Source organism: Catenibacterium sp. AM22-6LB (assembly GCF_003435615.1).
GTDB lineage: Bacteria > Bacillota_I > Bacilli_A > Erysipelotrichales > Coprobacillaceae > Catenibacterium > Catenibacterium mitsuoka_A.
The window spans coordinates 1-15,928 of record NZ_QTUM01000001.1 but is presented as its reverse complement, the minus strand read 5'-3'; the positions used below and the strand labels follow the sequence as shown (position 1 = coordinate 15,928).

General features: G+C 34.0%; 11 protein-coding genes, 1 tRNA gene and 2 pseudogenes. All 14 read right to left on the bottom strand.

From position 1 onward, the window contains the following. Positions 1-79 precede the first annotated feature (79 nt). Positions 80-1,042 carry an ABC transporter permease gene (locus DW269_RS00070; RefSeq protein WP_117458005.1) on the bottom strand — a complete coding sequence of 321 codons (963 nt, stop codon included), beginning with the start codon at positions 1,040-1,042 and terminating at the stop codon, positions 80-82. Then, positions 1,039-2,157, bottom strand: coding sequence for an ABC transporter permease (locus tag DW269_RS00065; RefSeq protein ID WP_117458004.1), 1,119 nt, complete (start codon positions 2,155-2,157; stop codon positions 1,039-1,041). The genes DW269_RS00070 and DW269_RS00065 overlap by 4 nt, the downstream gene beginning before the upstream one ends. Continuing rightward, positions 2,147-3,682, bottom strand: coding sequence for an ABC transporter ATP-binding protein (locus DW269_RS00060; RefSeq protein ID WP_117458003.1), 1,536 nt, complete (start codon positions 3,680-3,682; stop codon positions 2,147-2,149). The genes DW269_RS00065 and DW269_RS00060 overlap by 11 nt, the downstream gene beginning before the upstream one ends. 540 nt (positions 3,683-4,222) lie before the next feature. Continuing rightward, positions 4,223-5,320, bottom strand: coding sequence for a BMP family protein (locus DW269_RS00055; RefSeq protein ID WP_117458002.1), 1,098 nt, complete (start codon positions 5,318-5,320; stop codon positions 4,223-4,225). A gap of 96 nt (positions 5,321-5,416) precedes the next feature. Next, a complete protein-coding gene (locus DW269_RS00050; RefSeq protein WP_117458001.1) occupies positions 5,417-7,648 on the bottom strand; it encodes a DNA translocase FtsK in 2,232 nt (743 codons plus the stop codon). Between the two features lie 46 nt (positions 7,649-7,694). Continuing rightward, positions 7,695-9,392 (bottom strand): ribonuclease J, encoded by a 1,698-nt coding sequence (locus DW269_RS00045; RefSeq protein WP_022425555.1) that lies wholly within the window; start codon positions 9,390-9,392, stop codon positions 7,695-7,697. A gap of 595 nt (positions 9,393-9,987) precedes the next feature. After that, positions 9,988-10,245: a DUF3592 domain-containing protein gene (locus DW269_RS00035; protein WP_117457999.1), complete on the bottom strand. Its 258-nt coding sequence runs from the start codon at positions 10,243-10,245 to the stop codon at positions 9,988-9,990. 5 nt (positions 10,246-10,250) lie between these two features. After that, a complete protein-coding gene (locus DW269_RS00030; protein WP_117457998.1) occupies positions 10,251-10,745 on the bottom strand; it encodes a hypothetical protein in 495 nt (164 codons plus the stop codon). A 148-nt stretch (positions 10,746-10,893) separates the two neighbouring features. Beyond that, positions 10,894-10,970 (bottom strand) — tRNA-Arg (locus DW269_RS00025). A gap of 127 nt (positions 10,971-11,097) precedes the next feature. After that, positions 11,098-11,922 (bottom strand): annotated as a pseudogene (locus DW269_RS00020) (histidinol-phosphatase HisJ family protein); the annotation flags it as partial. A 199-nt stretch (positions 11,923-12,121) separates the two neighbouring features. Beyond that, on the bottom strand, positions 12,122-13,735 hold the full coding sequence (locus tag DW269_RS00015) for a hypothetical protein (protein WP_233503265.1): 1,614 nt from the start codon (positions 13,733-13,735) through the stop codon (positions 12,122-12,124). Positions 13,736-13,819: 84 nt separating this feature from the next. Then, a pseudogene (locus tag DW269_RS13165) lies at positions 13,820-13,918 on the bottom strand (IS200/IS605 family transposase); the annotation flags it as partial. Between the two features lie 171 nt (positions 13,919-14,089). Beyond that, on the bottom strand, positions 14,090-14,251 hold the full coding sequence (locus DW269_RS12685) for a hypothetical protein (protein WP_195921154.1): 162 nt from the start codon (positions 14,249-14,251) through the stop codon (positions 14,090-14,092). Between the two features lie 347 nt (positions 14,252-14,598). Beyond that, on the bottom strand, positions 14,599-15,928 hold a 1,330-nt coding region (locus DW269_RS00005; protein ID WP_147321667.1), incomplete at its 5' end, for an amino acid ABC transporter ATP-binding/permease protein.

Below are 15,928 nucleotides of genomic sequence, written 5' to 3'. Positions count from 1 at the left end.
CTCTTTTCTTTCTCTATTCATTATAACTTTTTTGTATAGTAGTGCAAGAAAAAAGGACTCCCTAAGGAGTCCAGCTCTATTAACGTTTAGATTTATCGTAAGGTACACCATCTGCACGAGGCGCAGCTGAGTTCTTAGATGTGAATGCTAATAGAATTAAAGTGGCAACATATGGAATTAATTTATATGTTGTATCAGGTAAAGACATTTTAGCAAGTAATGGAACTGAGTTATATGTATAAGACAATGTCTTCATGAAACCAAAGAAGAATGCTGCACCAGCAATTCTTAATGGTGCCCAGTTACCGAAGATTAATACAGCTAAAGCTAAGAAACCATAACCAGCAACAGTGCAGGTGAACTCTGTAGAGATAGGTAGAATATAAATAAGTCCACCCATACCAGCTAAGAAACCAGAAATACCTACACCTAGATATCTGATCTTATAAACACTGATCCCTGCAGCATCTGCTGCCTGAGGGTTTTCACCACAAGAACGGATTCTTAAACCAGTCTTAGTTTTCATAAGGAAATACCAAGAAATGATAAGAATCGCAATGCCTAGTAATGTAGTAAAGTAGCAGTTCTTGAAGAATAAATCACCAAGTACTGGAATACTGCTAAGTCCAGGAACTTCAGAAATTCTGAATTCATTAGTGAATGAAACATTCTGCATACCATCCTGTACGGTTTTTGCGATGAAGATACCAAGTGCTGGAGCAAGCATATTTAATGCAGTACCAGAAATAGTCTGGTCAGCACTTAAATGAATGGCTGCAAAGGCATGAAGCATACTAAATAGTATACCAACAATACCAGAAATAAGTAAACCTGTTAATAATAGTGGCAGACCATGAAGAATATCATTAGACTGCATATAATTCAAATAGAATACACCAGCAAAACCACCAATGATCATAATACCTTCAAGGGCTAAGTTAACAACACCACTTCGTTCAGAGAACATACCACCCAAAGCAACAATCATTAATGGAATGGCAAATAGTAAAGTCTGAGCAAAAAGGAAATAAACTAAACTCATTCTGTTTTACCTCCTTCATTCTGCATTTCTGCTTTTCTCTTTTTATTTCTTTGATAACGTTCTAATAAGGCTTTAATGAATAGTGTGAATGAAGCGAAGTAGATAATAACAGCAACGATAATATCAATAACTTCAATCGCAATATTAAGTGACTGCATATAGTTACCACCAACATTCATATAACCAATGAATAAGGCAGCAAAGATACAGCCAATTGGATTAGAGAAACCAAGCAAGGCAACTGGGATACCGTTCCAGCCTTCGTTTGGTAATGTTTCTGTGATTGGTAATGTTTTACCAGTACCACATAAGTATGTTAAGGCTCCTCCTACACCAGCAAAGAATCCTGAAATCATAAGGGCTAAAACGATACATTTCTTTTCGTTCATACCTGCATATCTTGCTGCATCTTTATTGAAACCACATGCTTTTAGTTCATAACCAAAAGTAGTTTTATTCATGATAAACCAAGCAAGTACACAAAGTAAGATTGCAATGATAATACCAAGGTTAACACGATCACCAAAGATCTGATTTAAGCCAAATCCAGGAATACTACGTGCTTTAGATACAGCATAACTTTCTGCACCTGTAGAGTTGTAGATAGTGGCTTTAATGCCTTGGATAACAAGTAACATACCAATATAGTTACACATGATACCAGAAATAACAACGTTTACATTACGAGTTGCTTTTAAGATACCAGGAATAAGTGCCCATAAAGCACCAGCAATACCTGCACCTAAAATAGCAAAAATCCATACTAAGTTATCTGGAATAAAAGTAGCTCTTAATGCGATAAATACAGCAGTGAAGCTTCCTACTAGATACTGACCAGGAACACCGATATTGAATTCACCACATTTATAAGCAAATGAAACAGATAGACCTGTCATCATGATTGGTACAGCTAAATAAATAACCTGTCCAATACTAGATAACCCTTCTCTAAAGCCACCTGTTAATAAAATAGATAATCCCTGTAATGCATCACTAGGATTAGCAATTAAGATAATGATAAAACCAACGACTAGCCCCATTAAAATTGCGATTAAAGAAGACACAATTGATTTGAAACTGGCACGTTCCATTAAAGCGGGTTTATTACTTTTCATAACCTTCTCCTCTCTTAGAACCTGCCATATAAAGTCCTAATTCCTGAATAGTAGTCTCTTTTGGATTTAGATCCGCAACGATTTCCCCTTCATACATCACTAAAATACGATCTGATAAGTTCATAACTTCATCAAGTTCAAGTGACACAAGTAATACTGCTTTATTGTTGTCTCTTGTCTTAACAATCTGCTTATGAATAAATTCAATAGCCCCAACATCTAGACCACGTGTAGGCTGTACAGCGATAAGTAAGTCATCATTCTGTTCTACTTCTCTCGCAATAATGGCCTTCTGCTGGTTACCACCGGACATACCACGTACAATAGAATTTCTACCTTCACCTGAACGTACATCATATTCTTCAATAAGATGATCAGCATAAGTATTCATTGCATCAAAATTAATAATGCCATGATTCTGGAAGTCTTTCTTATAATATGATTTTAATATCAAGTTTTCACCAAGAGTATAATCAAGAACTAACCCATGTTTATGACGGTCTTCTGGGATATGAGATACTCCATGATCATTACGATAACGAATACTTTTATGAGTGATTTCTTCATCATTTAAGTAAACATGACCCATATTAGGCTGTTCAAGTCCAGTTAAGTTATAAATCAATTCACTCTGACCATTGCCATCAATACCAGCAATACAAACAATTTCTCCTTTTCTTACTTCAAATGAAACATCATTTAAAAGAAGTTTATCTGAAGTCTTAGGCTGATAGCTTAAATGGTCAACCTTTAATACAACATCAGATGGTTCATGTTTATCTTTAGTGACTGTCAAGTTTACCTTATGACCAACCATCATTTCTGATAACTGTTCTTTAGTCACATCAGCTACATTGACTGTACCAACATATCGTCCCTTACGAATGATTGTACAGCGATCCGCTACTGCTTTGATTTCATTTAACTTATGAGTGATGAAAATGATGGATTTACCTTCCTTAATAAGTTCCTTCATGATTTTCATTAACTCATCAATTTCCTGTGGAGTGAGTACTGCTGTAGGTTCATCAAAAATCAAGATATCATTATTTCTATATAACATCTTTAAGATTTCTACACGCTGCTGCATACCAACAGTAATATCTTCAATCTTTGCATCTGGATCAATGTTTAAATGATACTTCTCAGATAAGCCCATCACCTTCTTACGCGCATTATCTGTCTTGAGCTTACCGAATAACCCCTTTTCTTCAACCCCTAAAATAATGTTTTCCAAAACAGTGAAATTATGAACAAGTTTAAAATGCTGATGCACCATACCAATGTTATATTTATTGGCATCATTTGGGTCATTGATTTTAACGCTTTGTCCATTAATCTTTATTTCACCCATATCAGGCTGATAAAGACCAAATAAAATACTCATCAAAGTAGATTTACCAGCACCATTCTCACCTAATAAAGCATGAATTTCGCCTTTTTTTACTTGAAGAGTAATATCGTCGTTAGCTTTAATACCAGGGAATTCTTTTGTGATATTAAGCATTTCAATAGCATATTCCAATATTCTCACCTCTGACCATATTATACTATAAATTGTTCACTTTAAAAATAACTAAATGTATTTTTGAATATAAAGAAACATATACAAAATAAGAAATTTGATAAGAGCTTGGAATGATATTAATGTTTATATGTGTAAAATTATTAATATGATAGGATTTGGTAAGAGAGGGTATGACTAAAATAAAAAAGTGAAACAGGGTATTAAAAGATACTACCACAATCGTTCAGATTGTATCGCTCATTGTTTTAAGATTAATCTTTTAAACGAATCAATATGGGAAAATTTGATTAAAAAGCAATGTGAAAGCAGTTGGCGCAAGTTACAAGATTAAGTTTGTAAATGAGTTCAGAGAAGTGTGCGAGAAACTTGGAATTATGTAATTAGCTGTTTTTAGAGAAGCTATGGAAGCCTTTATTTGCTTTTTGGTGTATGCTAAAAATTATTCTTTTATAATATGAGCAATCTATCTTTGCTGCCCATCTGTTATCTTTCTCAATTGAAAAAAGTGGCTATTTAAGCCACTTTTATAGATTCTATTTAGTTTTCGTAAGATACTGTTACGTTAGTTAAAGCATCCTTTAATACTTTTGTATTAGGATCACCCTTCGCATTTTCATCAACATCAGAGTAAGTAATAATCTTTACTTTACCATCTTTAACGTCTTTGAATACTTTTTCGTAATCTTTCTTTGTGAATTTCTTTAATCTTGAGAAATCAGTTGATAGACCAATGTAGTCGCCTTCTGCACCTAATACATGAGCGCCACCTTCAAACTTGCCATTGAAAGCATTTGTGATTTCATCTAATACAGTCTGTTTAACACCCTTCATAGCTGAAGTGATAACAGTCTTAGAATCATCTTTCTGGTCACTATCTACACCAATAGATTTCTTGTTTGTATCTTCTGCAGCAGCGAAGATAGAGTTACAAATCTGTCCACCACAAGCAAAGATTACATCAGTACCACCATTGTACCATCCAGTAGCTTTAGTCTTAATTTCTGGTGATTCATTGAATGTACCTGTGTAAGTATATTTTGCAGAAACTTTAATATTTAATTCTTTTGCAGCGTCGTTAGCACCCTGTAAATAACCATAACCATAGTTAATTACTGCAGGAAGTGCCATACCACCCATGAAGCCAATCTTTGTGTAGCCTTCTTTTACAGCAGCATAACCAGCTAAATAACCTGGCTGCTGTTCTTTATAAGTTGTACAGAAAACATTATCCGCAACATCTACAGGATTATCTTTTTCATCAGTAGGTGTGAAGTCAATTGCAACGAACTTAACATCCTTGTATTTTTTTTCATTCTGAATAGTTCCTAATGCAGCAGCAAATTTGAAACCTGGTAAAACAACGACTTTTGCACCATTGTCAACAGCGTTCTTGATCTGATCCTTATAACCAGCAGTATCGAATGAAGCAGGTTTATAATATTTATAACCCTTATCATTTTTAGTTCCATACTCTTTTACTGCTTCCCATGCTGACTGGTTGAACGACTTATCGTTAATTCCTCCTGAGTCAGTAATCAAAGCGATTTCTGTTTTTTTTGTGTCCTTTTTAGAACTAGAACCGCAGCCAACGAGTACCATTGAAAGTACTACAGCAGATGCCATAAGCTTTTTCATATTATTCAATTCCTCCTTTTGATATATAATAATTTTAACACTTTATTGCTACTTTATAAAGTGTTAACGCTTAATTAATCAAAAAAAGAAGATATCTTAAATATCTTCTTCACTATAACCTCGAATATAAACTTCTCTTGGTTTAGAACCTATCTGTGGGCCAATTACACCATTTTGTTCTAACTGATCCATGATACGAGCTGCTTTATTATAGCCAATTCTGAATCTTCTTTGTAATAAAGAAGTACTTGCACGTTGTTCTTTAATGACAAATTCACGGCATTCTTCATATTCTTCTTCTGTATCATCTAAAGAATCATTGACTGAAGAGCTGCCATTTGATACTTCTTTCGCATTGACATAATTATCATCATAGTTTGCATCCATCTGTTTAGAAACAAACTCTACAACGCGACTTACTTCTTCATCTGCTACAAATGCACCCTGTACACGTACTGGTGAACTAGAACCCATTGGACTAAAGAGCATATCTCCTTTTCCAAGTAGTTTTTCAGCCCCTGTTGCATCTAATATTGTACGTGAGTCAACACTTGAAGATACTGCAAAGGCAATACGTGATGGAATATTAGCTTTGATAACACCAGTAATAATATCAGTAGATGGTCTTTGTGTTGCGACAATAAGATGAATACCTGCAGCACGAGCCATCTGTGAAATACGCATAATACAGTCTTCTACTGTTTTAGAAGCGACCATCATTAAATCAGCAACTTCATCTAAGATAACAACATGATAAGGCATGATTTCTTTTTTATCTTCATCATTAGCCTTTTCATTGAACGTTCTTGCATAAATATTATAGGATTCCATATTACGCTGTCCATTATCAGCAAAGACTTCATAACGTCTTTCCATTTCTGCAACAACCTGCTGTAATACACCTGCTGCTTTTTTAGGATCAGTGACAACAGGAGATAATAAATGAGGTACGCCATTATAGTTAGATAATTCAACCTTCTTAGGGTCAACCAGAATAAGTCTTACCTCATCTGGTGTTGCTTTCATAAGAATAGAAGTAATAATAGAGTTCACACAGACTGATTTACCTGAACCAGTCGCCCCTGCAATAAGTAAATGAGGCATCTTATTGAGTTCTGCGACAATCAGGTTACCAGATACATCTTTACCTAGTGGAACAGCTAACTTGTTATCCCATGTATGATCACGCATAGAAAGCTGATAAACTTCATTAAATGGGACCATAGCGGCTGTCTTATTAGGTACTTCAATACCAACATAAGGTTTACCTGGAATAGGTGCTTCAATTCTAATTTCTTTGGCAGCTAATGCAAGCTGAATATCATCCTGCAACTGCAAGATACGATTAACTCGTGTACCTGCTTCTAGCTTAATTTCAAATTTAGTAACTGTAGGTCCAATATAGAGATGGACTACATTCGCATTGACACCAAATTCTTCAAACATGTTTTCAAGAATCTTTCCTGTACTTTTAGCATGTTTAGCTTCTTCTGATAAGTTACCTGTATTACGAATAGGATTTAATAAATCAAATGAAGGAAGCTGATAAACACCATCCTTGTATTCCATCTTTTTAGGTTTCTTCTTTTCAATATCTAAACGCATACTCTTTTGATTAAAAGTAAGATCTATATCAGGTTCCTTTAAAGGTTCTTTCTCTTCAAATACTTTATCAGGGAAGAATCCCTTTTCTTTTTGTTTAGGTGCAAAGAAATCCTTTACTTTAGATGTTTCTTTCTTGTTTTCAAATACTTCTACTGCATCCTGTGCTTCTTTTTCATTCTGCTTGATCTTATATTGATGAATATACTTACTAGAGAATAATGCAAGACCGGCTAGTAGTAAAATAATACCAAAAATAAGAGTTCCAATAGGAGAAAATAAAGCACTTAGTGGTGCATATAATAATGAACCTATTAAACCACCACTTGTTACACCATCGTGCTTTATATAGTTATTCATACTACCTGTAGAATGCATATTACCTGCATACGTACAAATAAGTAAGATACCAATAATCATCATAACAAGCCCTATAGCTTGTGGTCCTTTCCATTGAGGGGCTTCTCCCTTTATTACAAAATAAGCAGATACAATAGAGAGTATAATAAGAATTGGATAAATCATCATACTACCAAAAATATAAACCATGAGTGTATGGAAGAATCCCCCTACTATTCCTAATTGACATATACTAATAAAGAATATAAACAATAAAAATAAGGCGATGAGTCTTACTTTGATCTTGTTAGATTTAGGTTCTTCTTGTTTTTTTGGCTGTTTGGATACAGGTGCTTTTTTAGGTTTCTTTGTTTTCTTTTCAGCCATGTTTTCACTTCCTTTCGTAGTTTTAAAAAGCAGGAATAAATCCTGCTTATATTTCTACTACAACACCAATGAATACAGGTTTCTTACCTGTTTCTTTCATAATATAACGCATAGATAATTCTTTCATCTCATTACGTATATCTTGAACATCCATTTGAGGATCATCCTTTAACTTAGAAACAACACCCTCACAGATATTAATAATTTCTTTAATGACATAACCAGAATCTTTTAAATAAACAAATCCACGTGTCTGACAGTCTGTCTGGGCAATGATTTCTTTAGTACGTGAATCAATAGTGACACCTACTACTACAATACCATCATTAGATAACTGGATACGGTCATCAATAACCTTTTCTCCAACATCACCGACACCAATACCATCAATCATGACATCTTCGATTTCAATGACTTCACGATTTTCATCTAACTGTCCATTTTCAAAAGTACACTTTTCACCATTATCTAATATTACGATATGATCATTATCAATGCCCATTTCATTAGCAATATGTGCATTAGCTACAAAACGACGATATTCACCTTTGATTGGTACATAGTACTTAGGATTAAATAACTGAATAAATACTTTGATATCTTCGATAGAAGCATGCATTGATGGTAATTCTTTATTTTTAAGAATATGAACATCAGCAGGAGTTCTAAATAAATCATTCTGTGCTTTATTCGCAATTTTTTCAGTACCTGGAAGTACTGGAGAAGCAACAATAAATGTATCCCCTTCTCTGATTTTTAATAGTTCATCCCCACCATCTAAAATATCACAAATATCATTATAGATTGTATTAGGTGCACCACTTAATAAAATAACATAGTTAGAATCCTTTGCTGGAATACCTACATTTTCTTTCTTACCTAGATATTTACTTGGCACAGTAATAACTGGTTCACGTGTTGTCTTTTCTAAACGAATAATACTATTTGTCTGATCATACTTATCACGACCATAGAAGACAATCTGACGATGATATTTCTTAGTAAGTTCTACAATCTCCTTTGTTCTAAAAACGTTTTGGGCATAAGAAGAAATAATAATTCTACCAGATGCATCTTCAAACATAGATTCAATCTTATTTGTAAGCTTATGATTTGGAGAAGTATAACCAGGATTACTTGCACCTGATGATTCAACCATTAAGGCAAGAACGCCCTTCTTCCCAATTTCCATCATCTTCTGGATATTACATCTAAATCCTTCAGGAGAACCAAAGTCAATAATGAACTCTCCACCATATACAACATATCCATCAGGAGTCCAGATGGCTACACCAACACTTCCAGGAATAGAATGTGTTTCAGGGAAGAATTCTACTGGGATACCAGCAATCTTAATAGATTCATCACGTTTTACACGAATGAGTTCCATATGAAGATTTTTTTTCTGATGTCTTTGATAATGATCAATCATCATTTCAATGAGGTCTGCAGTTAAATTAGGCGCATATACAGGAACACCCTGAATAGCATTTAATAAATAAGGTAATGCCGCCATAACATCATTATGTCCATGAGTGATAATGATGGCGACAATATCCTTCTTTCTTTCAATTAAATAATCAAAACTTGGAATGATGATATCAACACCAAGCTTATCTAAATCCGGAAAACGATAACCTGCATCTATGATGAAAATCTTTCCGTTTACTTCTATACTGTACATACTCTTGCCTACTTCGGCTTGTCCACCTAGAGGCATGATTTTAACATTATTGTGTTTCATAATACTCCTTTCAATATGTTCAACCTATCACATTTAATATATTTTAGCATATCTTTCTATTCTTCTCAAATAGAAGCGGTTATAATGAAGCAGGAGGTTTTTATGGTACATATCATTTTTCTTACAATATTGGCATATTTTGCTTCAAGACTCAGTTTAATACATAATAATTTATCTGGAGTCATGAGCATGCCACAATATCATTATCCAATGCAATGCTTCTTCTTTGTGTTTTTAATCTATTACTGGTATCAGTTATACCAAATCACAAAACGTAAAGCACTTGTCCATATATCAGGTCTATGTCTTCTTATAAGTCTTTTTATGCCATTTAAAAGATCAAGTCATGACTTCTTTTCAGAATGTCATACTTATATAGGTTTTATTGGGATTGTGTTCATAGTCATTACTCTTGCAATGTTTCTCTATGATTTACATCAAACTCATACTTACTTAGCCTATAAGCTCCTGCAGCTATTGATATCATTATGTCTTATGTTAACGACTGTATTATACTTTCTTGCAGATATTACAGGCTTGTTTGAATGGCTATGCTTTCTATCCTTTATCATTTTCCTAGAAACTTATAAACATTCTATCTCGCATTATCTTTAAGATAAGCAGTACTTGGATGTTTTTCATCATAATAGACAGTGACTTCCTGTCCTACTCTTAAAGTACCTAACACAGGTACTTTTCTTTTAGACTTAAATAATAGTAATTGTCTTGCTGGCTTTAATACAGCTTCTTCTTTAAATGAATAAACGTGATGATCAACTATATACTTTACAGTCAATGTAATCACCTGACCAGTATTCACTATATTAATAATTGAACCTGTTGTTTCTGTCATACAAATCACCCTGCTTTCGTTGGTATTATAGCACGATTTGAGTCATTCTTATTACTATAAGATACATTTTTTAATAAGGGATTTTCAGTTACTTCAAACATCTTCTTAATAATATCCTCCTGGATATTACATTCATCAATCATTTCTGTATTCTTAATAAGTATTGCAGCACTTTTAGTAGGAATAGTTACAAGCTGGGCAAGTTCTTTCTGAGTCACTCTACGCTTGCTTGTAAGGCATAGATAAAGTCCTAGGACAAGAGAATTAGGATTATCAAGACATTCTGATAAAACAGTATGTGCCAGTAAATCTTCTTTATGTCCACAATGAGCACAGATGAAACATCTATTTTCCTCATCATAAATATAATGAGAACTACCACATTCTTCACAAGCAAATCCTTGGGGCCATTTGATATTATAGAAGAAACGGATTCCTGCAAGAGAATCATTCATATAGATATTCATTAAACGATATAAAGAGTAATTATTTTTATTCATATTTATCACCAAAACCTTTCTACATCTATGATTATAAAGGATTTAGAAATATAATGCGTTGAAGTATTTGCTCATAATGCCTATTTATAGGTGTTTTGAATATTTTTTAATATAAAAAAACCTCGGATTAACCGAGGTGATTTTCAGATGGCGTCCACGAGGGGATTCGAACCCATGACCGCACGCTTAGAAGGCGTGTGCTCTATCCAGCTGAGCTACGTAGACATCTCTCTTGACTGCTCATGTATAATAACATGCCAAGAGATGTATTGCAAGTGCTTTTTTACATAAAAACACGCATTATTTTCACAGAAATATGAAAAAATGTGCATTGTTCAATATAATTTAAATATCACAAATTATGAAACTCAGGAATCATTTTATTATATGTACAGTACTGTGTAAAACCTAACGCTTTTAACTGCTTTTTAGTATCTTCTATATAGGCACCTAAATGATCTTCCTGATGACTATCACTCCCTATTGTGATAATAGTACCACCAAGTTCTAAATAAAGTTTAAGTATATCTTTAGAAGGCATTAAATCATCTAGTTTATAGCGTACTGATGATGTATTGATTTCAATTCCCTTGCCATCTTTGATGACTATTTGAAGAATCTTTGTAATGATATCCTTATGCTTATTAAAGCTATCATAGCCATCATGATTATCGTAGCGCTTCATGAGATCCATATGACCTAGAACACTATAATTTTTATAGTTCTTTACTACATCATATAATTCCTGGTAGTATCTTGTATAATATTCTTCTTCAGTTCTCCCTTTTTGATAATCTCCTGTCCAGAATTCCAAATCATCTACCTGATGAATAGAAAGGATAATAAAATCATAGGGATAAGCTTTAAATAATGCTTCATATTGGGGAATTGTATGTACCTGGATACCAAATTCTAATCCTAGCTTAAGTGTAATTTGATCTTTATACTTTTCTTTTACACACAGATATTCTTCATAATACTTAGGATAATCAACATTGGTGATAGGCTGTCCATTGAGATATACAGGACCAAGTGGATCATCCACATCTCTTTTAATGCCATAATCTACATGATCAGTAAAACATAATTCTTTAATTTCTTTTTTAATACCATCCTTTACAACTTCTTCCATTTCATAAACAGAATCATCACTATAGATAGTATGTACATGATAATCACCTGACTACTCCCACGGGCAAGCCCGTGGGGTTCTGATTGCCAAGTGTAGCTTGTAATCGTACATCATTTTCAGACTTTGGAGTTACAAGTGTAAATCTATTTGAATCAGAACTTTCATTACCAAGCAGTCCAGCGACCACATTAACGGTAAATTTCTACTTTCGTAAGGAAGTATAGTCAATCTCCCTGAATATATTTTACGCTATCTTAATTCCGCTATTTAATACCTTGATTTCGTTAACCTTAATCCATTCGATTAGGGCTTTTTCTTTGCTGTAACACTTATCAAATTCAGAAATGCATTTGTTTTTATCGATATTTTTAGTTCTGTAGTCGTAACAGTATAATAGGAATGATGAATACCAGTCTCTTTGTACCTCAGTACCATCTTGCAGCTTATACATTCGCTCAGATAGTTTCTTTTTAATATAGTCATCAATAGTATGGTCGTACTGTGAGGCTCTGTAATCATTAGATACTTCAATATATGTACCACCTGATACCTTGAATTTCTGTTCTACAGCAGCTTGAAACCCAGAAGGACATCTGTTCTTTATGGATCTGCCAAAACGCTTTTTCCTATTAAACTTGCCTTTGCTATTGACCGTAGTTTCTTTAGCTCGTCTCATAAGTTTGCCTGCATTTTTAGGTTCTGTGATAAATACATCTCCAAGACTTCTTAAATGGTTAGCGTCTTCATTTATTGCAAGCTGTCTATTTATAGCATTAATACGACATAATTCAGAGTGCTTTGTTTTCAGTTTCTTATAATGATTTGAATATTTCCAGGTTTTACGGCCTTTTTTAACAGTACCATCATCATTATAATTCTGCGGATTAGTTGCACGTCTTGACCTGTCCATAGCACGGTAAAGCAGACGTTCTTTTCTCTCAGAAGTCTGAATACTGTTGCCACGCTCTGAAAGATTCTTCAAGCCCACCTCAGTATCAGATGTATAAGCAACAGTCTGTGTACCTATATCAGCACCTATAATACCTTGGCCGAGCTTATGTCTTGGGTTGCCATGCTTATCATATTTTGGCTTTGCTTTACCATCGATAGTAAGATGCAGATATACTCTGTATTTACCTCTTATCTTCTTGGGAACAAGCGTAGCATAGCAGGGGCTGTATGTATCTATGCAACAGCCATCTTTAATAAGAGTATTAACAGCCCTGTCATCCAAAATCTCAGATTCGGCAAGATATGATAAAATGGCATCTACTTCATCCTGCTGGAATCTATCATTAACCTTTATTCCAAATACCATCCTGCCAAGTTTGAAATGAAGCTTATTATCTGTAACGGATATAGGTATACCACGGTTGATCTGCTTTGCACGAATACAAGGCAGTTCTCCATATTTTGAGAAATGTAAGATATTACCATTACCATATAAACATTTTTCCATGCCACGCCATATATCTTCGGCCTTAGTCAGAGCAAATACAGCGTCTACGCCATATTTCTTGCCTATTGGAATCATGGATGTTCTGCAGTATTCCCATGTAATATTATAAGCTTTCTGCATTTCATTAAGTTGTTTGGCATAAGTTTTTCGTTTATCCCTATCTTTAGTGTTACCATACAGAAATAATAATTTACGGTATCTCTTTGTACGCATAAGTTGGTCATAATTCTTTCTCATAAGACCAACAAGTTCGTTACCTGCTTTTCTGATCTTATTCGAAAGCTTTACAACTTTTTGTATATCAGAAGAAGACATATCAGTTTCAGCAACCAAGATATGCCTGTCAGAAAGCTTATGAAATTGTTTAAGATGTCTTTTATGTTCTTTATCAGTCATCATTTTTCTGCTCCTTAATATCTTAATTACTGTAGATATAAAATACCGCATCCTGCAGAATTGTATTAATTGTGGAAATGCCTTGAATAGTTCAATAGCACTTATATCTTTAAAAGTCCCTACAACATCACAGAAAGCAGCAGTTTGTGGTACATCTACAAAGACATGTATATGGTCAGGCTTCACTTCAAGAGCCTTAATGTGGTAATAGATTTTTCTGTAATATCTGTTTCAATATTTCCTCTACATTACCTTTTAATACCAGAAATATGAATTTAGAATACCTGATGATGTGATACTGTATCAGATATTTTCAATACGAAGCACTATGATATTGTTTCTCACTGTCTTGTTCACCTAATTGATATTTTCTTGAATTCCTCTACGCAGCAAGTCAAGAAATATGATACTCTCACCTTCCTCAACAGAATAGATACGTGCAGGGTTTTCAAGTTCTGTTTTCCATCCAGCAGGAATGGAAATATTTATTTGTACATTGTCACTTTTAGTTCGTGCCATTACTTTTTCCCACAACTTGAATGATATGCTGAATTATTAGGATTGCACAGTTCTGCATGGTTATTATTGTTCGCTATATGTGCAGCATTATTAGGATTTTTCCGATTACAGTGATAGTTGTTTTATTGTATGTGTGTTTATATCATAGTTACTTTTACTAATGATCTGTTGACTTTCTATACTTTAATATACATAGATTATATATCATTTTTCTAAGTATTTATCAAGTGAAATGTGGCTTTCAACCCACACGCAAGCGTGTGGGTTTTTCGCCACAAAATTTATAACATATTTGTTCACCTCATAATTATCTTAACATGAAAAAAGGATGCGTGAACACCCTCTTATTAAGAAATTCTACCATCCTTCATCTCATAAACAGTATCTGCAATATTCATTGTAGATACTCTATGTGATACAAGAACAATTGTTTTTTGTTTTGAAGATTCTTTTAATGATTTCAAGATAATACCTTCATTGAGTGAATCTAAGTTAGATGTTGGTTCATCCATAAGAATCATTGGTGCATCATGTAGGAATGCACGCGCAATTCCGATTCTTTGTTTCTCTCCTCCAGATAATGTATCACCTAACTCCCCTACTTCTGTATCATAACCTTTAGGTAAAGCCATGATGAAGTCATGAATCGAGGCTTTCTTAGCTGCTTCCATAATTTCTTCACGTGTAGCATCTTTTTTCGCAATCGCAATATTATTTGCGATAGAGTCATGGAAGAGATGCGTTTCCTGTGTGACATAGCTTTCCATATTACGTAAATGTTTTGTAGGAATCTGTTTGATTTCTTCTTCATCTACAGTAATAGAGCCTTGATGCACATCCCAGAAACGCATTAATAATTTTAGTATTGTAGATTTACCAGAACCACTCACACCATGGATTCCTGTAATCTTACCAGGTTCTAGTTTTAATGAATAATCATCTAGGATTGTTTCATCATCATATGAGAAAGTAACATGATTAAGTGCAGCTCCTTTAAAGGAGTCATTAGTTTCTTTGTCTCCTTCTACTTCTTCTACAAGAGGCTTTTCTTCAAGAAGTGAAAGAACACGTTCACCACTTGCTAAGGTTTGATTGAGGTTATTAGAAAGACTTGATAAAGCGACTACGGGACCAAATGACCCCATCATGGATAAAGTACATGTAATAATACCTTCAAAACCTAATTCATGATTAAGATAAAGGAATAGTGTTAAGAAAAGCATACCAAATGAAGCTAAAAGAATAACTGTATTTGTGATAGAACGCTGAGCCCCTTCTCTATAGCTTAAGTATTCCTGCTGTTTTGCAAGTTGCTTAGATCGCTCAATGATTTCCTGCTTTCTTTCTTCACCCTGATTATATTGGATTGTTTCATCTAATCCACGTAAGGAATCCAATACAAAACTGTTTAATTCACCAAAATTATTACGAAATGTCATCCCTTCAGCACTTCCCAATTTGCCATTAATAACTGGTATAATCACACCAACAATAATATAAGCAATAAGTGCAAGTGATCCAGCTAAATAATGATAATGTCCAATAAAGAGTACCATAAATAAAGAAGTGAGGAATGCGATACAGATAGGAGAAATAGTATGTGCATAGAAAACTTCTAATAATTCTGTTATGAAATGACGATTGTCAAGTGGAAATATCACATTTCTTTGATTATCG